The organism is Allobosea sp. P2_B12 (assembly GCF_056404835.1).
In genome coordinates this window covers 641304-661018 of record NZ_JBFUDG010000001.1, presented here as the reverse complement: position 1 = coordinate 661018, position 19715 = coordinate 641304, and the positions used below count along the sequence as shown (strand labels likewise).

The following is a 19715-nucleotide window of genomic DNA, read 5'->3' as shown; positions in this document are numbered from 1 at the left end:
TCACCCGCGCGCCAAGAGATACCAGGTCACGAAGCCTGCGACGCCGATCAGCATGGCAAAGGCGTAGTGATAGACATAGCCGGTCTGGAGCCGGACGACCCGGTTGGTCACGTCCACGACCCGGGCCGAGATGCCATCGGGACCCATGCCGTCGATGACGAAGCCATCGCCCTTCTTCCAGAGAAATTTTCCCATCCACATCGCCGGCTTCACGAACAGGAAGTCGTAGATCTCGTCGAAATACCACTTGTTCAGCAGGAACTTGTAGAGGACCGGGTTGGCCGCGGCGAGCTTGCCCGGCACGTCCGGCCGCAGCACATACATGTAGAGCGAGATCAGGAAGCCCAGCACCATCGCGATGAAGGGCGAGGCCACGACCCAGCCGGGAACCTCGTGCATCTCGTGCAGGATGTGGTTGTCCTTGCCCATGAAGAGCGCGCTCTTCCAGAAATGCTCGAACTCGTGGCCGACGAAGGCCTCCTTGAAGGCAAAGCCGGCCGCGACCGCGCCGAGCGAGAGCACGGCGAGCGGGATCAGCATCACGAGCGGGCTCTCATGGGGCGTGTGATCATGGCCGTGGCCGTGATCGTCATGGGCGTGCGAGGCATGCGCGTGGACGTCATGGCCGTGCGCATCGTGGCCGTGCGCGGCGTGAGCGTCCGCACCCCAGCGCGGCTTGCCCTCGAAGGTCATGAAGTAGAGGCGCCAGGAGTAGAACGAGGTCATCAGCGCGGCGACCACCAGCAGCACGAAGGCATAGGAGGCGGCAAAGCCCTTATGCGCCACGGCGGCATAGGCGCTCTCGATGATCGCGTCCTTGGAGAAGTAGCCGGCGAAGAGCGGGAAACCGGTCAGCGCCAGCGTGCCGATCGTCATGGCGGCTGCGGTCATGGGGATGTGCTTGCGCAGGCCACCCATGTTCCGCATGTCCTGCTCATGGTGCATCGCATGGATGACCGAGCCGGCACCGAGGAACAGCAGCGCCTTGAAGAAGGCATGGGTGAAGAGGTGGAAGATGCCGGCGCCGTAATTGCCGACGCCGAGCGCCACGAACATGTAGCCGAGCTGCGAGCAGGTCGAATAGGCGATGACGCGTTTGATGTCGTTCTGGACGAGACCGACGGTGGCGGCGAAGAAGGCCGTCGTCGCACCGATGACGATCACCACCGTCAGTGCGTTCGGCGCGTATTCGAAGATCGGCGAAAGCCGCGCGACCATGAAGACGCCGGCGGTGACCATGGTCGCGGCATGGATCAGCGCCGAGACCGGGGTCGGCCCCTCCATCGCGTCCGGCAGCCAGGTGTGGAGCAGGAACTGCGCCGATTTGCCCATCGCGCCCATGAACAGCAGCAGCGCGGTCAGCGTCAGCGCGTTCCAGTCATAGCCGAGGAAGCGGAAGCTGCGCTCGGTCAGCCCGGCGATCTGCGGGAAGATGCTCTCGAACGCGACCGAACCCGTCAGCACGAAGACCATGAAGATGCCGAGCAGGAAGCCGAAATCGCCGACGCGGTTGACGATGAAGGCCTTCATCGCGGCGGCGCAGGCCGAGGGCTTCTGGTACCAGAAGCCGATCAGGAGGTAGGAGGCAAGACCGACGCCCTCCCAGCCGAAGAACATCTGCACCAGGTTGTCGGCGGTCACCAGCATCAGCATGGCGAAGGTGAACAGCGACAGATAGGCGAAGAAGCGCGGCCGGTGCGGATCCTCGTGCATGTAGCCGATCGAGTAGACATGCACGAGCGAGGAGACGGTGTTGACGACGACGAGCATCACCACGGTCAGCGTGTCGATGCGGAAGGCCCAGTCTACCTGAAGGCCACCCGACGCCATCCAGGTTGCTACCTGGATACGGGTCGTGCCCGAGCCGAACCCGACATTGAAGAAGGCGATCCAGGACAGGACGGCCGAGACGACCAGCAGCGAGGTGGTGACGATCTCCGAGCCGCGCGCGCCGATCAGACGGCCGAAGAGGCCGGCGATCAGGAAGCCGATCAGGGGGAGGAAGACGATCGCGTGATACATGGGGCGGTTCCGGGCGTTGCTACGCCTCAGCCTTTCATCATGTTGATGTCTTCCACCGCGATCGTGCCGCGGTTGCGGAAGTAGACGACGAGAATGGCGAGCCCGATGGCGGCTTCGGCGGCCGCGACCGTCAGCACCAGCAGGGCAAAGACCTGCCCGACGATGTCGCCCAGGAAGCTCGAGAAGGCGACGAAGTTCAGGTTGACGGCGAGCAGGATGAGCTCAACCGACATCAGGATGACGATGACGTTCTTGCGGTTCAGGAAGATGCCAAGCACGCCGAGCGTGAACAGGATCGCGCCGACGGCGAGGTAATGGCCAAGTCCGATCATCAGACCGTCTCCTCCGGCAGCGCGGCGCCGGACGGCACCTTCTTCACGTCCATCGCGGTCGCCTTGGTGCGGGCGTTCTGCACCACGACGTCCTGGCGCTTGATGCCGACGCGCTCGCGCAAAGTCAGCACGATGGCGCCGATCATGGCGACCAGCAGCACGAGTCCGGCCGCCTGGAAGTAGTAGACATATTGGGTGTAGAGCACCCGCCCGAGCGCCTCGGTGTTGGTGATGCCGGCGGGGATCGCCGCGACCGGCGCCTTGACGATCTGCGGATCGATGACCCAGCCGCCGACGACCAGCAACAATTCGACCGCGAAGATCAGCCCGATCAGCGCCCCGATCGGCAGGTAGTTCAGGAAGCCCTGGCGGAACTCGGCGAAATCGACGTCGAGCATCATCACCACGAAGAGGAAGAGCACCGCGACCGCGCCGACATAGACGACGATCAGCAGCATCGCCAGGAACTCGGCCCCGAGCAGCATGAACAGCCCCGCCGCATTGACGAAGGCCAGGATCAGGAAGAGCACCGAGTGAACGGGGTTGCGCGAGGTCACCACCATGAACGCCGAAGCGACGGTGACGCCTGCGAACAGATAGAAGAAAGCCGCTGCGGCATTCATCTCGGTCAGCCTTTCCGCCCTTCGGGCGGCTCTCGTTTTCAATCACGCCCGACTCTCGTCGAGGCGCAGTTTGGAGCGTCTATAGTCAGGCCCACCGGCTGCGACAACCGCACGACGGGCCTGCCCGAGCCGTCCTAGCGATACGGCGCATCCATCGCGATGTTGCGCGCGATCTCGCGCTCCCAGCGAGCGCCGTTCTCGAGCAGCTTGTCCTTGTCGTAGAACAGTTCCTCGCGGGTCTCGGTGGCGAATTCGAAATTCGGCCCCTCGACGATGGCATCGACTGGGCAGGCCTCCTGGCAGAAGCCGCAATAGATGCATTTGGTCATGTCGATGTCGTAGCGCGTCGTGCGGCGGGTGCCGTCGTTGCGGCGCGGGCCGGCCTCGATGGTGATGGCCTGGGCGGGGCAGATCGCCTCGCAGAGCTTGCAGGCGATGCAGCGTTCCTCGCCATTGGGATAGCGACGCAGCGCGTGCTCGCCGCGGAAGCGCGGCGAGAGCATGCCCTTCTCGAAGGGGTAGTTCAGCGTCGCCTTCGGCTTGAAGAAATAGCGCATCGACAGCACGAAAGCGCCGACGAACTCCTTCAGCAGCAGGCCCTTGGCGGCTTGTGCGAGCGACATGCCTTCTCGTCCTTCCAACTCAGCCAAACACCGTCTGGCCGATCACATAACCCAGCACGGGCGTGACGCCGATCATCAAGACGACCAGCGCGACCCTGACGTAAGTGATGCGACGTTCGTAATCGTCGCGCTCGGCTTGCGTCTTCGACGGATCGGTCCGGCGCAAGGCCCCGATGACCAGCCCCGACACGATCCTGTATTCAACCAGCCCCACCACGAACCCGATCAGCGCACCGATCAGGCCAGGCGAGACACCCATCAGCGCACCGGCCCCCAGCCGGTGACCTGCAGCACGAAGGCGACAACCACCACGGAGACCAGCGACAGCGGCAGGAAGACCTTCCAGCCCAGCCGCATCAACTGGTCGTAGCGGTAGCGCGGCACGAAGGCCTTCACCATCGCGAACATGAAGAAGACCATGCAGACCTTGAGCGCGAACCAGAACACGCCCGGCAGCCAGGTGAAGGGCGCGATCGGGAACGGCGGCAGCCAGCCACCCATGAACAGGATCACGGTCAGCGCGCACATGGTCATGATCGCCACGTATTCGCCGAGCATGAACAGCAGGTAGGGCGTCGAGGAATATTCGACCATGAAGCCGGCGACGAGCTCGGACTCGGCTTCGGGAAGGTCGAAGGGCGGCCGGTTCGTCTCGGCCAGCGCCGAGATGAAGAAGACCACGAACATCGGGAACAGCGGCAGCCAGTACCAGCCGAACAGGCCGAAGCGGCCGTTCTGTGCCTCGACGATGGCGGTGAGGTTGAGCGAGCCGACGCAAAGCAGCACGGTGATGATGACGAAGCCGATCGAGACCTCATAGGAGACCATCTGCGCCGCCGAGCGCAGCGCGCCCATGAAGGGGTATTTCGAGTTGGAGGCCCAGCCGGCCATGATCACGCCGTAGACGCCCAGCGACGAGATCGCGAGGATGTAGAGCACGCCGACATTGATGTTGGCGATCGCCCAGCCTTCCGCCACCGGAATCACCGCCCAGGCGCCCAGCGAGAGCAGGCAGGAGATGAAGGGCGCCAGCAGGAAGACGCCCTTGTTGGCGCCTGACGGGATGATCGGCTCCTTGAAGGCGAATTTCAGCAGGTCGGCGAAGCTCTGGAACAGGCCGAAGGGCCCGACCACGTTGGGGCCGCGGCGAAGCTGCACCGCCGCCCAGATCTTGCGGTCGGCGAGCAGGATATAGGCGATGAAGACCAGAAGGCAGACCAGCAGCAGCAGGCTCTTGCCGAGCATGATCGCGAGGGTGAGGACGAGGTCCCAGTTCATGGCCGCTTACTCCGCCGCCTGCTGCAGCCGGCCCGAGGCCAGCGCCGAACATTCGGCCATCACGGCGGAAGCGCGCGCGATCGGGTTGGTCTGGTAGAAATCCGCCACGGGCGAGACGAAGCCCGCCTTGTCGGCGCTGCCGCCGAGATCGGCGAGCGGGCCGAGCCCGGCCGGGTCGGCGGCCTGCAGCACATCGAGCGCAGCGAAATGCGGATGCGCCTCGTAGAGCGCCTTGCGCAGGCCGGCCAGCGAGTCGAAGGGCAGCGTCTTGCCGAGCGCGGCAGAGAGCGCCCGCATGATCGCCCAATCCTCGCGGGCGTCGCCCGGCGGGAAGGTGGCGCGGTCGGTCATCTGCACGCGGCCTTCGGTGTTGACGTAGGTGCCGGACTTCTCGGTATAGGCCGAGCCCGGCAGGATGACGTCGGCGCGATGGGCGCCCTTGTCGCCATGCGTGCCCTGATAGACCACGAAGGCGCCCGCCGGCACGTCGATCTCGTCGGCGCCGAGCAGGAAGAGCACGTCGAGCGCGCCCGGCGCGATCATGCCGGCGACATCGAGACCGCCCTCACTTGGCACGAAGCCGAGATCGAGACCGCCGACGCGGGCGGCAGCGGTGTGCAGCACGCCGAAGCCGTTCCAGCCATCCTTGACGACACCGAGCGAGCGCGCCGCCTTGGCGGCCATCGCCAGGATGGCCTCGCCATCGGGACGGGCCAGAGCGCCCTGCCCGATCAGCAGCATCGGCTTTTGCCTGTTGGCCGGGGCATGGTCGACGAAGCCAGCGAGCGTGTCGGGACCGGCGCCGAGATAGGCGTAGTCATAGGTCAGATCGGCCTTCTCGCCGATCAGGCCGAGCGTGAAATCGCCGCGCAGCCAGCGCTTGCGGATGCGCGCGTTCAGGATCGGCGCTTCCTTGCGGGGATTGGCGCCGATGACCATCAGCGCATCGGCCTCCTCGATCCCGGCGATGCCGGCATTGAGGATGTAGCTGGCGCGGCCGAACTTCGGATGCAGCTTGCTGCCATCCTGCCGGCAATCGAGATTGGCCGATCCGAGCGAGGCGATCAGGCTTTTCAGCGCGAACATCTCCTCGACAGCGGCGAGATCGCCGGCGATGGCGCCGATCTTCGCAGGGCTGGCCGCCTTCACCTTCTCGGCGATGACAGCGAAGGCCTCGGCCCATGAGGCCGGGCGCAGCGCGCCGTTCTGGCGGATATAGGGCCGATCGAGACGCTGCGTGCGCAGGCCATCGACGATGTGGCGGGTCTTGTCGGAGATCCACTCCTCGTTCACCGCCTCGTTGAGGCGGGGCAGGATGCGCATCACTTCCTTGCCACGGGAATCGACGCGGATGGCCGAGCCGACCGCGTCCATCACGTCGATGGACTGGGTCTTGGTCAGTTCCCAGGGGCGCGCCTTGTTCTGGTAGGGCTTCGAGGTCAGCGCGCCGACCGGGCAGAGATCGACGACATTGCCCTGCAGCTCCGAGGTCATCGCCTGCTCGAGATAGGTGGTGATCTCCATGTCCTCGCCGCGGCCGATGGCGCCGAGATCCTGGCCGCCGGCGACTTCGGTGGTGAAGCGGACACAGCGCGTGCACTGGATGCAGCGCGTCATCGAGGTCTTGACCAGCGGGCCGATATACTTGTCCTCGACCGCGCGCTTGTTCTCGGCATAGCGGGAGTTGTCCACGCCATAGGCCATGGCCTGGTCCTGCAGGTCGCACTCGCCGCCCTGGTCGCAGATCGGGCAATCCAGCGGGTGGTTGATCAGGAGGAACTCCATCACCCCCTCGCGCGCCTTCTTGACCATAGGCGACTTGGTCGAGACGACAGGCGGCTCGCCATTGGGGCCGGGGCGCAGATCGCGCACGCCGATGGCACACGACGCCTGCGGCTTCGGGGGGCCCCCCTTCACCTCGACGAGGCACATGCGGCAATTGCCGGCGATCGAGAGGCGCTCATGGAAGCAGAAGCGCGGCACCTCGGCGCCCGCGGCCTCGCAGGCCTGGAGCACGGTGTACTCCGGGGGAACGTCGACCTCGATGCCGTCAATGATGAGTTTGGTCATCGCTCAGTAGGCCCTAATCGATTCAAAGGTCATGCGGCGAGCCTTCCTGCGTTCAAAGCTTCGATTCCACGCAAGCGCGCCAAATTCCTCGCCAACGTCGACAGCCGCCAAAACCCCGTGCCGCCGATCAAAGCGAGGAAGGGGAAGATCACAAACATCGCGCCATCCCCCATGCGCATTCCCGGAACGAATCGGCCGGCCAACACCGCGGCGAACAAGCCCACGGGCAGGGCAACCGAAACGACGATCCAGTATTCATGGCCAATCGCACGCACCATCCGATGAACAGACCAGACAATCAGCACACACCCCGCGACAGCAAGTCCAACAAGAACATAATGGGCAAGAGCAATCACAGAACTCGGAAGAGCGACCAGCGTGTTGCTCGCCGCCACCATCACGAGTCCTAATGCAGCAAGCGCATAGCCATAAATCGAAGGATTCAGTTCATCGCCGGACAAGGGCTCTTGCATTGCCCAGCCCGCAATGCCGCACGCGATGACCGCCACGGATCCGACCACCGCCATGTAGCGCATTATCGCCCATTCGCCCCGCAGAGTGCCAAGCAAACCGATCAGCCAAGCAGCACAGATCAAGGTAATGATGACGGCCGGCCAAATCGTTGCGCCGGAGGACAAGACAATACGCCACGCTGCAGCTGTAACCAAGAGAGCGCCGACGATCCTAAACACCCAATAGATCAAGAAGATCGAATAGCCCATCGTCACGGCCATTGACGCGATAGCGCCGCCGATAGCAACCACAATCCAGAGTATGTAGCTGGCGGGCGGCATCAATCTCACTCCGCCGCCATCAGCCGCACGGGCTCTGAATGCGGGTTGGCGGCATAGTCGTCGATGCGCTTCTCGATCTCGTGACGGAAATGCGCGATCAGGCCCTGGATCGGCCAGGCGGCGGCATCGCCGAGCGCGCAGATGGTGTGGCCCTCGATCTGCTTGGTGACGTCGAGCAGCATGTCGATCTCGCGCTTCTGCGCCCTGCCCTCGGCCATGCGGTTGAGCACGCGCCACATCCAGCCCGTGCCCTCGCGGCAGGGCGTGCACTGGCCACAGCTCTCATGCTTGTAGAAATAGCTGATGCGGGCGATGGCGCGGACGATGTCGGTCGACTTGTCCATGACGATCACGGCGGCCGTACCGAGGCCCGACTTCAGTTTCGAGAGCGAGTCGAAATCCATCGGCGTGTCGATGATCTGCTCGGCCGGCACCATGCGCACCGACGAACCGCCTGGGATGACCGCCATCAGGTTGTCCCAGCCGCCGCGCACGCCGCCGCAATGGCGGTCGATCAGCTCGCGGAAGGGGATGCCCATCACCTCTTCGACATTGCAGGGCTTGTTCACATGGCCCGAGACGCAGAAGAGCTTGGTGCCGACATTGTTGGGGTTGCCGAGCGACGAAAACCAGCTCGCGCCGCGACGCAGGATGGTCGGCGCCACCGCGATCGATTCGACGTTGTTGACGGTGGTCGGGCAGCCATACAGGCCGACATTGGCCGGGAATGGCGGCTTCATCCGCGGCATGCCCTTCTTGCCCTCGAGGCTTTCGAGCAGGGCCGTCTCCTCGCCGCAGATATAGGCGCCGGCGCCGTGATGCACATAAAGATCAAACGGATAGCCGTGGATGTTGTCCTTGCCGATAAGACGGGCCTCATAGGCTTCGTCGACGGCCCGCTGCAGCGCCTCGCGCTCACGGATGTATTCGCCGCGAATGTAGATGTAGGCGGCGTTGGCGTTCATCGCGAAGGAGGCGATCAGGCAGCCCTCGACCAGCGTATGCGGGTCGTTGCGCATGATCTCGCGATCCTTGCAGGTGCCCGGCTCCGACTCGTCGGCATTGACGACGAGATAGGAGGGGCGCCCGTCGCTCTTCTTGGGCATGAACGACCATTTCAGCCCGGTCGGAAAGCCGGCGCCGCCGCGCCCGCGCAGGCCGGACTTCTTCATCTCGTCGATGATCCAGTCCTGGCCCTGCTCGAGTAGAAACCTGGTGCCGTCCCAGGCGCCGCGCGCCATGGCGCCCTTCAGCGACAGGTCGTGAAGGCCGTAGAGATTGGTGAAAATCCGGTCGCGATCAGCAAGCATCGTTTTCGCCTCACTTCACCGGCTTGTCGCCGACGGCCGAATCCGGCCGCCAGCCTGTCGCGAGCTTCTTGGCCTGCGAGACCCAGTCGTCGCGCGTGGCCCGGCCCTTGAAGCCGGTCAGCCGCGCATCGACCCAGGCCAGTTCCTCGGCCTTCCAGCTCGCGACCTGGTCGAAATGCCAGACGCCCATCTCGTTGAGCATCTTTGCAAGCTTGGGGCCGACGCCCCAGATCAGGCCGAGATCATCACCCTTGCCATCGCGCGCGGCGGTCAGAAGCTCGGGCTTGCTCTCCGGCCCAGCGGGCGCGCCGGTAGCCTCAGGCGCCTTGGCCGCAACCGGCTCGGCAGGCTTGTTGTCGGCAGGTTTGGCGGATTCCTTGACGGCCTCGGGGCTCGGCTTGCCGCCGGCGGCGGGCGTATCGTTGGCCGCGCCCGAAGGCTGTGCCGTTCCGGAGGGTTTGGGCCTGCCGGCAGCGGCGGTCTCGCTCGCCGGCTTCTCGGCCACCGCGGCGGGAGTTGCCTCGGCCTTCTTGGCCTCGGCTTCCGCGGCAGCCTTTGCAGCGGCGGCTTCAGCCGCAACCTTGCGCTGCTCGGCGACGCGCTTCTGCCAGTCGCCGGCGCCGATCACCGTGCCGTCATAGAGCGCTGGATCCTTCAGCGTCTCGCCGCCGCCCAGCGGCTCCGAGCCGGAGCGGCCGATCTGCGAGCCGGTCTTGACCGGGCGGCCATGGCGCAGATCGTCGAGCAGCGCCGTGAAATTCTCGGGCGTCAGATCCTCGTAATAGTCGAAATTGATCTGCACCATCGGAGCGTTGCAGCAGGCGCCCAAGCACTCGACCTCGAGCCAGGAGAGCTTGCCGTCGGCGCTCACCGTCGATTGCGGCCCGATGACGTCCTCGCAGACCTTCCTGATCGCCTCGGCGCCGCGCAGCGCGCAGGGCGTCGTGCCGCAGAGCTGGATGAAGTGCTCCCCGACCGGCTGCAGGTTGAACATCGTGTAGAAGGTCGCGATCTCCATGACGCGCATCGGCGCCATGCCGAGCTTGCGCGCGACCGCCTCGATCGCGGCGCGCGGCACCCAGCCGTCATGCTGCTCCTGCGCCTTCCACAGGAGCGGGATCACGGCCGAGGCCTGGCGGCCTTCCGGATACTTGGCGATCTGCTGGTCAGCCCAGTTCTCATTCGACGCATCGAAGGCGAAGGAGGCGGGCTGGACGTGATCGGGGGCGAGACGACGGACGGACATCTACTTAGCCCCTACAGAATACCGGAAAACGGCGAGTGAAGAAGTCCACACAACACTGGTTATCGCTAAGAGAACACTAAATAATGCGCCAGCCTTCATGCAAGGAAAGATCGCAAAATAATAGTATATCCAAATTTCTTGCGCCTGATTTTTGAATACATCCGCCGCCCAGAGCGCCCCTGGAAGGAAAATCCACATACTTAGCGAAAAAAAAGCCGCCCCATAGATGTATGCCCAAAGAATTCGCCGCCACAATCGGGCCTCAATCCAACCCACAGCCGTCGCGGGCAAGAATCCGGTTTCGAAACGCAACGTCACCGATCGACCTCCCCGAACACGATATCCAGCGAGCCCAGGATCGCGGAAACGTCCGCCAGCATGTGCTTGCGGCACATGAAATCCATGGCCTGGAGATGGGCGAAACCCGGCGCCTTGATCTTGCAGCGATAGGGCTTGTTGGTGCCGTCGGAGACGAGATAGACGCCGAATTCGCCCTTGGGCGCCTCGACGGCCGCATAGACCTCGCCCTCGGGCACTTTGTAGCCCTCGGTGTAGAGCTTGAAGTGATGGATCAGCGCTTCCATCGAGCGCTTCATCTCGCCGCGCTTGGGCGGCACCATCTTGCCGTCGAGCGAGGAGATCGGCCCGCCGCCTTCCGGCGCCAGCAGCTTCTCGCAGCACTGCTTCATGATGCGCACGGACTGGCGCATCTCCTCCATGCGGATGTGATAGCGGTCGTAGCAATCGCCGTTCCGGCCGATAGGGATGTCGAAATCCATCTCCTCGTAGCACTCATAGGGCTGCGACTTGCGCAGGTCCCAGGCAGCGCCCGAGCCGCGCACCATCACGCCCGAAAAACCCCATTTCCAGCAGGTTTCGAGATCGACCACGCCGATATCGACATTGCGCTGCTTGAAGATGCGGTTGTCGGTCAGCAGCGTCTCGAGATCGTCGCAGACCTTCAGGAACGGATCGCACCACTCGGCGATGTCGTGGATCAGCGAGGTCGGCAGGTCCTGATGCACGCCGCCGGGCCGGATATAAGCCGCATGCATGCGCGACCCGCTGGCCCGCTCGTAGAAGATCATCAGCTTCTCGCGTTCCTCGAAGCCCCAGAGCGGAGGCGTCAGCGCGCCAACGTCCATCGCCTGCGTGGTAACGTTGAGGATGTGCGAGAGGATGCGGCCGATCTCGGAATAGAGCACGCGGATGAGCTGGCCGCGGCGCGGAACCGTGACGCCCATCAGCTTCTCGACCGCCAGCGAATAGGCATGCTCCTGGTTCATCGGCGCGACATAGTCGAGCCGGTCGAAATAGGGCAGCGCCTGCAGATAGGTCTTGGCCTCGATCAGCTTCTCGGTGCCGCGATGCAGCAGGCCGATATGCGGATCGACCCGCTCGACGATCTCGCCGTCAAGCTCCAGCACGAGGCGCAGCACGCCATGGGCCGCCGGGTGCTGCGGGCCGAAATTGATCGAGAAGTTCCGGATGTTGTGTTCACTCATGTCCGGATTCCTGCTGTGCCTCGAACCGCTCCATCACCTCTTTGCCGGTCAGGCGCGGGCGCTCGCCGGCGAAGTCGTAAAGCGGCGGCTTTTCGTCGATGAAGATTTCCGCGACGAAGGTGAAGGAACTGGTGTCGTCGAAGCTCTGGAACGAGACAGCGACGTGGCCGCTCTTGTCATTCGGCATACGCCAGAACAGGCTGCTGCCACAGTTCTTGCAGAACAGGCGCTCGGCCCAATCGGACGAAGCGTAGCGGCCAAGCACGGTCTCGTTCTCGACATCGAGTTCGTTGCACGGCACCGACATGAAGACACCACCGCTCCAGCGCCGGCACATGCCGCAATGGCAGACATCCATTTCGGGCTTGTCCGGCACGGCCGTGTAACGAACCGCGCCGCACAGACATCCGCCCGACAACCGCTTACTCTCGGCCATGCGCTTGCTCTCAGCCATGGCGATCAGCTCGCTTTCGCCTTCTCGTCGCCCGGCAGCACGTAGTCCGTGCCTTCCCAGGGCGAGAGGAAGTCGAAGTTGCGGAATTCCTGGTTCAGTTTCACCGGCTCGTAGACGACACGCTTCTGCTCATCGTCGTAGCGGACCTCGACGAAGCCCGTCAGCGGGAAGTCCTTGCGCAGCGGATAGCCCTCGAAACCGTAATCGGTGAGGATGCGGCGCAGATCGGGATGGCCCGAGAACAGGATGCCGTAGAAGTCGTAGGCCTCGCGCTCATACCAGTTCGCCGCCGGGAAGACCTCGATGATGGAGGGAACGGGCGTCGCCTCGTCGGTCTGGACCTTCACGCGGATGCGACGGTTCGAATAGGGCGCGAGCAGGTGGTAGACGACGTCGAAACGCTTCTCGCGGCCGGGATAATCGGCGCCGGCGATATCGGTGAAATTGACGAAGCGAAAGCGCGGATCGGCATAGAGCGTCCGCATGACGTCGACGATCGATGCCGCCTCGGCATGGACCGTCAGCTCGCCGAAGGTGATGACGGCATCCGTCACGGCGCCGGGCAGCGCCGCCTTGATCTCTTCGCCGAGTGCTACGAGCGCTTCGCTCATCGTCTAAACCTTCGTTGCTCAACCGCGTCATGCTCGGGCTTGCCCCGAGCATCTCATGCAGGATTGAGCCCAATCCCGTCTTAATCCCACGCCTCTCCGTCAGGAGATGCTCGGGTCAAGCCCGAGCATGACGCAAACTAGCGCTCGATCGTGCCCGTACGCCGGATCTTCTTCTGCAGCAGCAGCACGCCGTAGAGCAGAGCCTCCGCCGTGGGCGGGCAGCCCGGCACATAGATGTCGATCGGCACGATGCGGTCGCAGCCGCGCACCACCGAATAGCTGTAGTGGTAATAGCCGCCGCCATTGGCGCAGGAGCCCATCGAGATGACATAGCGCGGCTCGGGCATCTGATCGTAGACCTTGCGCAGCGCCGGGGCCATCTTGTTGGTCAGCGTGCCCGCGACGATCATCACGTCGGACTGACGCGGCGAGGCGCGCGGCGCGAAACCGAAACGCTCGACGTCGTAGCGCGGCATCGAAAGCTGCATCATCTCGACGGCGCAGCAGGCGAGCCCGAAGGTCATCCACATCAGCGAGCCGGTGCGCGACCAGTTGATCAGGTCGTCAGTGGCGGTGACGAGGAAGCCCTTGTCGGCCAGTTCGCTGTTGATCGAGGTGAAGAAGGGGTCGCGCTGGCCCACCGGCAGGCCGTCGGGCCCAAGCAGGCCTTTCGGCGCGGGCGCGACGAGCGGATCGCCGCGGTCGATCGCTGTTGTTGCCATGAAACGAACCCTTGTGAACCCGTAACCGTCAGATAAGTCGCGACACTCGTGCTTGCGATGAGACGATCAGTCCCACTCCAGCGCGCCCTTGCGCCACTCATAGACGAAGCCGACCGTCAGCACGCCGAGGAAGATCATCATCGAGACGAAACCATACCAGCCGAGCCCCCCGAACGCGACCGCCCAGGGAAACAGGAAGGCGACCTCGAGATCGAAGATGATGAACAGGATCGCCACCAGGTAGAACCGGACGTCGAACTTCATGCGGGCATCGTCGAAGGCGTTGAAGCCGCACTCATAGGCCGAAAGCTTCTCGGGATCGGGCTTGGAATAGGCGATCGCGAAGGGCGCTATCAGCAGGGCCAGGCCAATGACCGCGGCGACGCCGATGAAAATGACCAGCGGCAGATAGTCGTTCAGCAGCGATGGAACTGGGAGAGCTTGCATGGACGATCCCGCTTCAAACGGCCGAGAACGGCGCGCCGTTTCTGTCGATTAGCCCTTGCATTAGAATGAAGCAAGACTTCGCCGCGCCGCAGCATCGCACAGGCGGGTTGAATTGGGCGCAGGCGCGGCCATTTTCGACCCCTGCCCCGGCCCGGTTGTCGAACGCACCGGATTTTTGCCGCATAGCGCCGGCTTCCAGCTAGCGGATGCCGGCTTGACGCGACACACTCGCGGCGAATCGATTTCCTCGCGGCGCCGGCCGTGTCTTCGAGAAAGGCGCCCCATGCGCGCGCGTTCCAGGCTCCTCCAGACGGCGGCAACGCCGGTCCTCGCAGCCGCGACCCTGTTCCTGGCGTCCGTGTCCGCCCCGTCCCGCGTCCGGGCCGAGGGCGTCGATCTGACTCGCGCGAGCTGCGCCGATTTCACCGCGATGAGCGAGAACGACCAGACCCAGCTCTCGCTGTGGCTGGCGGGCTACTTTGCCGGAAGCGCGATGCGCCCGCTGCTCGACCTCGAGAAGATCACGGCCGCTCCGGCGGGGCTCGCGGCGCTCTGCTCCAAATCCCCTCAGCTGCCTCTCGTCGGCCCTGAAGCGCGGGGCGTCTTCATTCCGGCCCCGGCTCCCTGAACGCCGTGAGGCCGTCGCTTCGAGTCGCATTGGGGCTGGCGCTCATCAGCGCCCTGCCATCTGCCGTCGCGTCCGCGCAGGACGGGCAGATGATGCGCGCGCCGCTGCCGCCGCAACGCCCCTTCGATCTCGAATTGCTGAGCAACCCGACACTGCCCTTGATCGTCGTGCCGCCGCCGGCGCCCGAGGCGCAGGCGGCCTCCTCCAACTCAACCCCGCCCGACCCGACCTCGCCGATGACCGCCGAGCCCGATGAAGGCGAGGGCCCGGAATGGCCGCAGTTGACGCCCGGCCAGAAGGCCGGCGCCGAGCCGGACTTCGATCCGAACGAGAAGCCAGACAGGCCGGGCATCTCGACCGATCCGGGGACCTCCACGGTCTGCCTGCCGCAACGGCTGAAGCTCATCCTGGCCAAGATTTCCGACAGGTACGGTGCGGTGAAGGTGACCTCGACCTGGCGGCCGCCCTGGCGGGCGCGGCGCGGTTCCTATCACAAGCGCTGCGAGGCGATGGATTTCCGCGTGCCGGGCGTGCGCCCGCGCAGCGTCATCGAATGGGTGCGTGCCCTGCCCGAGGTCGGCGGGCACAAGGTCTACTGGAACGGCATTCTCCACGTCGACACCGGACCGCGCCGGCCCTGGTGAAAGAGCCGGAGGAGCGCGCTCACTCGGGCGCCGGCTCCATGCCCTTCTCGGCGAGGATGCGCCGGGCGACATCGCCGGCGAGGAACGCCAGGAACGCTTTGGCGGCCTCCGGTCGCGTGCCTGCCGCAGCCAGCCCACCCGTGTAGACCGTATAGCTCTGGATCTCCGCCGGCAGCGGCCCGACCAGCGTCGCCCCCTTCACCGCAAGGATCTCGCTGATCTGGTGGATGGCGAGATCGGCCTCGCCCGTGACCAGCCGCTGCGCGACGAGCCCGCCCGGAACCAGCACCGCCTTGGCCTTGACCTGATCGGCGATTCCCATCGTCTCGAGCAGCTTGGCGAAATAGATGCCGCTTGAGCCGCCGGCGGCAGGGTCAATATAGGCGACCTTGGTCGCGGCCAGCAGCGCCGCCTTGAAGGCAGCCGTTGTCGAGATATCGGGGCGCGGAGCGCCATCCTTGACCGCGACGCCAACCGAGGTGCGCGCCAGGTTGACCGGCGTGCCGGCTACGATCTTGCCGGCAGTGACAAGGTCCTTCACGGCTGCCGGCGTCAGCACCGCAACATCGAAGGCCTCGCCGCTGCCAATGCGGCGCAGCAACGCGCCGGCAGTATCGTTGTCGATGACGAGCTTGTGGCCGCTGCCCTTCTCGAACTCGGCCGCCACCGCCAGCACGATCGGCTTGAAGGCGCCCGCGGTCAGGACCTTGACCTCGTCGGCAAAGGCCGTGGCAGAGGTCCAGGAAAACAGACTGGCGATCGCCAGGAGAGCGACTGACCTGCGGTGCATCGATATCTCCGGGGCAAAGCCGATCCAAGGCGGATCGCGACCGCAGCAGACTAGACAGGACTTCCGCAAGGGCAAGGGAACGACGCCCCAATCGGGGCGGATCACGTTTCACACAACTGTGAGCAGGAGCACACTGTGAGGAGGGACGTGGCGCGGGCGACGGGGCTCGAACCCGCGACCTCCGGCGTGACAGGCCGGCACTCTAACCAACTGAGCTACGCCCGCGCAGGGCGGCTGCGACGCGGTGGCCGTCAGCGAGGTGTGGATTATGGCGATGGGCCGGAAGTGTCAAGCGCGTGACGGCAGCAAAGCCGATCGGTGGAAAAATATCTCGGGACCCTGCGCGATATCGCGTTGGCGCAGGCCTATTCCGCCGACACCAGACACGGGTCGAGCATCACATGACGGCTGCCTTGGCGGCTGTAGCCGCCGCGCAGCACGACTCGGTCGCCAAGCTTCAGATCGTTGGCGCTGTAGGTGACGCAGAGCACACGCACGCCGGGATCGGAGCAAACCGCGACATACCAGAGCGCGCCATCGGTCTGGATCAGCGTGACGGCGCCAATGATGGCCATGTCGACGCGCGAATCGCGCGGAACGGAATCGGGAAGCTGGGAGGCGATATCGCCGCAACTCGCCGGGCTGGCAGGTTGCTCGGCGTGGGAGAAGGCTGGCCGGCCGGCGAAGAAGGAATCGGGCAGGACCGTTTGGCCAGCCGCATTCGTCGCGGCGACCATGCTCGCGACGGCTGCTGCCAGAATTTGCGCTGTCGGCAACGTCGGTCGGGCTCGATTCGTCATGACCGCAGCCTCGCGCCGAAACGGGCGAAAATTGCGGCCGCGCGTTCGGGCTCGTAAGGCCGGGATCATGCGGAAGATCCAGGGCTCGCGCGGATCGCAGCGAGGCTTCCGTCCGACGTGACGGCTGGTGGGCGGTGACGGGCTCGAACCGCCGACCCTCTCCGTGTAAAGGAGACGCTCTACCAACTGAGCTAACCGCCCCTGCCGCGCCCGTTTAAGGCCTGCGGGCCGCCTCTTCAAGCGGACAAAGGCCGGCCATGGCCGGCGCTCCGCCAAAACTGCTCTATCGCAAAAGAAAGCCGCCGGCGACGAGCGCCGGCGGCCATGGATTTCCCGCTGTGACGCGGCTCAGTGGGCGACGAGACCCGAAGCGTCGTCCTCGACCGGCTTGGCGGGGATCGCCTTCAGATCCTCTTCCCAGACGATCGGCAGCGGCACGCGCGTCAGAGCGTGCTGGAGCACCTGCTCCATGCGCGAGACCGGGATGATCTCCATGCCCTCGCGGACCGACTTGGGCAGGTCGATCAGATCCTTGGCGTTGTCCTCGGGGATCAGCACCTTCTTGATGCCACCGCGAAGCGCCGCCAGGAGCTTTTCCTTGAGCCCGCCGATGGGCAGCACCCTGCCCCGCAGCGTGACCTCGCCGGTCATGGCGACGTCGCGGTTGGTCGGGATGCCGGTCAGCACCGAGATGATCGACGTCGCCATCGCGATGCCGGCAGACGGCCCGTCCTTCGGGGTTGCCCCCTCGGGAACGTGGACGTGGATGTCGCGCCGGTCGAACAAGGGCGGCTCGATGCCGAAATCGAGGGCGCGGGAGCGGACATAGGATGCCGCCGCCGAGATCGATTCCTTCATGACCTCCTTGAGGTTGCCCGTGACGGTCATCTTACCCTTGCCGGGCATCATGACGCCTTCGATCGTCAGCAACTCGCCGCCGACCTCGGTCCAGGCCAGGCCGGTGACGATACCGACCTGATCCTCGGTCTCGGCCATGCCATAGCGATAGCGCGGCGGGCCGAGATACTCCTCAAGCAGTTCGTTGTTGACCGTGACCTTCTTCTTCTTGGTCAGCACGATGTCCTTCACCGCCTTGCGGACGGTGTTGGAGAGCTCGCGCTCGAGATTTCGGACGCCCGCCTCCCGCGTATAGCGGCGGACCAGCGTCTGCAGCGCATCGTTCTCGATCGACCATTCCTTGGATTCGAGGCCGTGCTTCTTGATCGCGTTCGGGATCAGGTGACGCCGGGCGATCTCGGTCTTCTCATCCTCGGTGTAGCCGGCGATGCGGATCACCTCCATGCGGTCCAGAAGGGCCGGCGGGATGTTCAGCGTGTTGGCCGTGGTCACGAACATCACGTTCGAGAGGTCGTAGTCGACCTCCAGGTAATGGTCGTTGAAGGTGCCGTTCTGCTCGGGATCGAGCACCTCCAGCAGGGCCGCCGACGGATCGCCACGGAAGTCCTGTCCCATCTTGTCGATCTCGTCGAGCAGGATGAGCGGGTTGGCGGTCTTGGCCTTCTTCATCGACTGGATGATCTTGCCGGGCATCGAACCGATATAGGTGCGGCGGTGACCGCGGATCTCGGCCTCGTCACGCACGCCGCCGAGCGACATGCGCACGAACTCACGGCCGGTCGCCTTGGCGATCGACTTGCCGAGCGAGGTCTTGCCGACGCCCGGAGGGCCGACGAGGCACAGGATCGGGCCGGCGAGCCGGTTGGTCCGCTGCTGCACCGCAAGGTACTCGACGATTCGGTCCTTGACCTTGTCGAGGCCGAAGTGATCGTCGTCCAGTACCGCCTGCGCGGCCGCCAGATCCTTCTTGATCTTCGACTTCTTGCCCCAGGGTATGCCGAGCATCCAGTCGAGGTAGTTGCGCACCACCGTCGCCTCGGCCGACATCGGCGACATCTGCCGCAGCTTCTTCATCTCCGCGACAGCCTTGTCACGGGCTTCCTTGGAGAGCTTGGTGCGGGCGATGCGCTCTTCCAGTTCGGCCAGCTCGTCGCGGCCTTCCTCGCCGTCGCCGAGCTCCTTCTGGATCGCCTTCATCTGCTCGTTGAGGTAGTACTCGCGCTGGGTCTTCTCCATCTGGCGCTTGACGCGCGAGCGGATGCGCTTCTCGACCTGGAGCACCGACATCTCGCTTTCCATCAGCGAGAGGACCTTCTCCAGCCGATGCGCGACATGGGTGATCTCGAGCACGGCCTGCCGGTCGGCGATCTTGACCGCCAGATGCGACGCCACGGTGTCGGCGAGCTTGGAGGGCTCGTCGAGCTGCGAGACAGCGGCGACGATCTCGGGCGAGATCTTCTTGTTCAGCTTCACATAGCTCTCGAACTCGCTGACGACCGAACGGCCCAGCGCCTCGACCTCGACCTTCTTGCCCTCTTCCTCGGCCAGGCCGATGGCCTCGGCCTGATAGAAGGCCTCGTCGGCGACATAGGCCGTGGCCTTGGCACGGCCGACACCCTCGACCAGCACCTTCACGGTGGAATCGGGCAGCTTCAGCAGTTGCAGCACGCGGGCGAGCGTGCCGATCTCATAGATGTCCTTGGTCTCCGGATCGTCGTCTCCGGCGTTCTTCTGCGTCGCGAGCAGGATCAGCCCATCGGTCTTGACGACCTCCTCGAGGGCACGGATCGACTTCTCGCGGCCGACGAAGAGCGGCACGATCATATGGGGGAAAACGACGATGTCGCGCAGGGGGAGAACCGGATAGGTGCCGGTCTCACCGGAAACGAAAGGAGCGCGGGGCGCCGAGCCAGTCATGACTTTTCCTTTGTGGTTGCGCCCGGCGCATCCCCGAGATG

The 19715-nt window shown here is 64.7% G+C and carries 20 protein-coding genes and 2 tRNA genes; 2 read left to right on the top strand and 20 right to left on the bottom strand.

Features of this window, described 5'->3' with window-relative positions; genetic code table 11:
• From nuoL to AC1DYU_RS03150, 15 genes are all read right to left on the bottom strand, one after another.
• Entirely contained in the window at positions 1 to 2022 is a 2022-nt protein-coding gene (gene nuoL / locus AC1DYU_RS03220; RefSeq protein WP_476790378.1) for an NADH-quinone oxidoreductase subunit L, read from the bottom strand.
• A 26-nt stretch (positions 2023 to 2048) separates the two neighbouring features.
• On the bottom strand, positions 2049 to 2357 hold the full coding sequence (nuoK, locus tag AC1DYU_RS03215) for an NADH-quinone oxidoreductase subunit NuoK (RefSeq protein ID WP_054208012.1): 309 nt from the start codon (positions 2355 to 2357) through the stop codon (positions 2049 to 2051).
• Positions 2354 to 2977: an NADH-quinone oxidoreductase subunit J gene (locus AC1DYU_RS03210; RefSeq protein WP_476790377.1), complete on the bottom strand. Its 624-nt coding sequence runs from the start codon at positions 2975 to 2977 to the stop codon at positions 2354 to 2356. Before AC1DYU_RS03210 ends, nuoK begins: the two co-directional genes overlap by 4 nt.
• A gap of 134 nt (positions 2978 to 3111) precedes the next feature.
• Entirely contained in the window at positions 3112 to 3600 is a 489-nt protein-coding gene (gene nuoI, locus AC1DYU_RS03205) for an NADH-quinone oxidoreductase subunit NuoI (RefSeq protein ID WP_476790376.1), read from the bottom strand.
• Between the two features lie 19 nt (positions 3601 to 3619).
• On the bottom strand, positions 3620 to 3859 hold the full coding sequence (locus tag AC1DYU_RS03200; protein WP_476790375.1) for a hypothetical protein: 240 nt from the start codon (positions 3857 to 3859) through the stop codon (positions 3620 to 3622).
• Positions 3859 to 4878 carry an NADH-quinone oxidoreductase subunit NuoH gene (gene nuoH / locus AC1DYU_RS03195; protein ID WP_476790374.1) on the bottom strand — a complete coding sequence of 340 codons (1020 nt, stop codon included), beginning with the start codon at positions 4876 to 4878 and terminating at the stop codon, positions 3859 to 3861. Before nuoH ends, AC1DYU_RS03200 begins: the two co-directional genes overlap by 1 nt.
• Positions 4879 to 4884: 6 nt before the next feature.
• Positions 4885 to 6948: an NADH-quinone oxidoreductase subunit NuoG gene (gene nuoG, locus AC1DYU_RS03190; protein WP_476790373.1), complete on the bottom strand. Its 2064-nt coding sequence runs from the start codon at positions 6946 to 6948 to the stop codon at positions 4885 to 4887.
• 29 nt (positions 6949 to 6977) lie between these two features.
• The gene (locus tag AC1DYU_RS03185) at positions 6978 to 7742 is read right to left on the bottom strand and encodes a hypothetical protein (protein ID WP_476790372.1); all 765 of its coding nucleotides are present in this window, start codon (positions 7740 to 7742) and stop codon (positions 6978 to 6980) included.
• A gap of 5 nt (positions 7743 to 7747) precedes the next feature.
• A complete protein-coding gene (nuoF, locus tag AC1DYU_RS03180) occupies positions 7748 to 9052 on the bottom strand; it encodes an NADH-quinone oxidoreductase subunit NuoF (protein WP_476790371.1) in 1305 nt (434 codons plus the stop codon).
• Between the two features lie 10 nt (positions 9053 to 9062).
• Positions 9063 to 10298, bottom strand: coding sequence for an NADH-quinone oxidoreductase subunit NuoE (nuoE, locus tag AC1DYU_RS03175; protein WP_476790370.1), 1236 nt, complete (start codon positions 10296 to 10298; stop codon positions 9063 to 9065).
• 314 nt (positions 10299 to 10612) lie between these two features.
• Positions 10613 to 11803, bottom strand: a complete 1191-nt coding sequence (locus tag AC1DYU_RS03170; RefSeq protein ID WP_476790369.1) for an NADH-quinone oxidoreductase subunit D — start codon at positions 11801 to 11803, stop codon at positions 10613 to 10615.
• Positions 11796 to 12257 carry a GFA family protein gene (locus AC1DYU_RS03165; RefSeq protein ID WP_476790368.1) on the bottom strand — a complete coding sequence of 154 codons (462 nt, stop codon included), beginning with the start codon at positions 12255 to 12257 and terminating at the stop codon, positions 11796 to 11798. Before AC1DYU_RS03165 ends, AC1DYU_RS03170 begins: the two co-directional genes overlap by 8 nt.
• A gap of 5 nt (positions 12258 to 12262) precedes the next feature.
• On the bottom strand, positions 12263 to 12868 hold the full coding sequence (locus AC1DYU_RS03160) for an NADH-quinone oxidoreductase subunit C (protein ID WP_476790367.1): 606 nt from the start codon (positions 12866 to 12868) through the stop codon (positions 12263 to 12265).
• A gap of 137 nt (positions 12869 to 13005) precedes the next feature.
• The gene (locus AC1DYU_RS03155) at positions 13006 to 13590 is read right to left on the bottom strand and encodes a NuoB/complex I 20 kDa subunit family protein (protein ID WP_158486119.1); all 585 of its coding nucleotides are present in this window, start codon (positions 13588 to 13590) and stop codon (positions 13006 to 13008) included.
• Positions 13591 to 13656: 66 nt separating this feature from the next.
• Positions 13657 to 14037 carry an NADH-quinone oxidoreductase subunit A gene (locus AC1DYU_RS03150; protein ID WP_476790366.1) on the bottom strand — a complete coding sequence of 127 codons (381 nt, stop codon included), beginning with the start codon at positions 14035 to 14037 and terminating at the stop codon, positions 13657 to 13659.
• Between the two features lie 283 nt (positions 14038 to 14320).
• Between AC1DYU_RS03150 and AC1DYU_RS03145 the strand changes: the two genes are divergently transcribed.
• Positions 14321 to 14665: an HdeA/HdeB family chaperone gene (locus AC1DYU_RS03145; RefSeq protein WP_476790365.1), complete on the top strand. Its 345-nt coding sequence runs from the start codon at positions 14321 to 14323 to the stop codon at positions 14663 to 14665.
• Between the two features lie 89 nt (positions 14666 to 14754).
• A complete protein-coding gene (locus tag AC1DYU_RS03140) occupies positions 14755 to 15309 on the top strand; it encodes a YcbK family protein (RefSeq protein ID WP_476790364.1) in 555 nt (184 codons plus the stop codon).
• 19 nt (positions 15310 to 15328) lie between these two features.
• Here the strand turns inward: AC1DYU_RS03140 and AC1DYU_RS03135 are convergent, their stop codons facing one another.
• The 5 genes from AC1DYU_RS03135 to lon all read right to left on the bottom strand — a co-directional run bounded on the left by AC1DYU_RS03135 (position 15329) and on the right by lon (position 19674).
• The gene (locus tag AC1DYU_RS03135; RefSeq protein WP_158486116.1) at positions 15329 to 16099 is read right to left on the bottom strand and encodes a substrate-binding domain-containing protein; all 771 of its coding nucleotides are present in this window, start codon (positions 16097 to 16099) and stop codon (positions 15329 to 15331) included.
• Between the two features lie 148 nt (positions 16100 to 16247).
• Positions 16248 to 16324, bottom strand: a tRNA-Asp gene (locus AC1DYU_RS03130).
• 140 nt (positions 16325 to 16464) lie between these two features.
• Entirely contained in the window at positions 16465 to 16899 is a 435-nt protein-coding gene (locus tag AC1DYU_RS03125; RefSeq protein WP_476790363.1) for a hypothetical protein, read from the bottom strand.
• Positions 16900 to 17024: 125 nt separating this feature from the next.
• A tRNA-Val gene (locus AC1DYU_RS03120) sits at positions 17025 to 17100 on the bottom strand.
• 147 nt (positions 17101 to 17247) lie between these two features.
• Positions 17248 to 19674, bottom strand: coding sequence for an endopeptidase La (lon, locus tag AC1DYU_RS03115; protein WP_158486114.1), 2427 nt, complete (start codon positions 19672 to 19674; stop codon positions 17248 to 17250).
• Positions 19675 to 19715 lie beyond the last annotated feature (41 nt).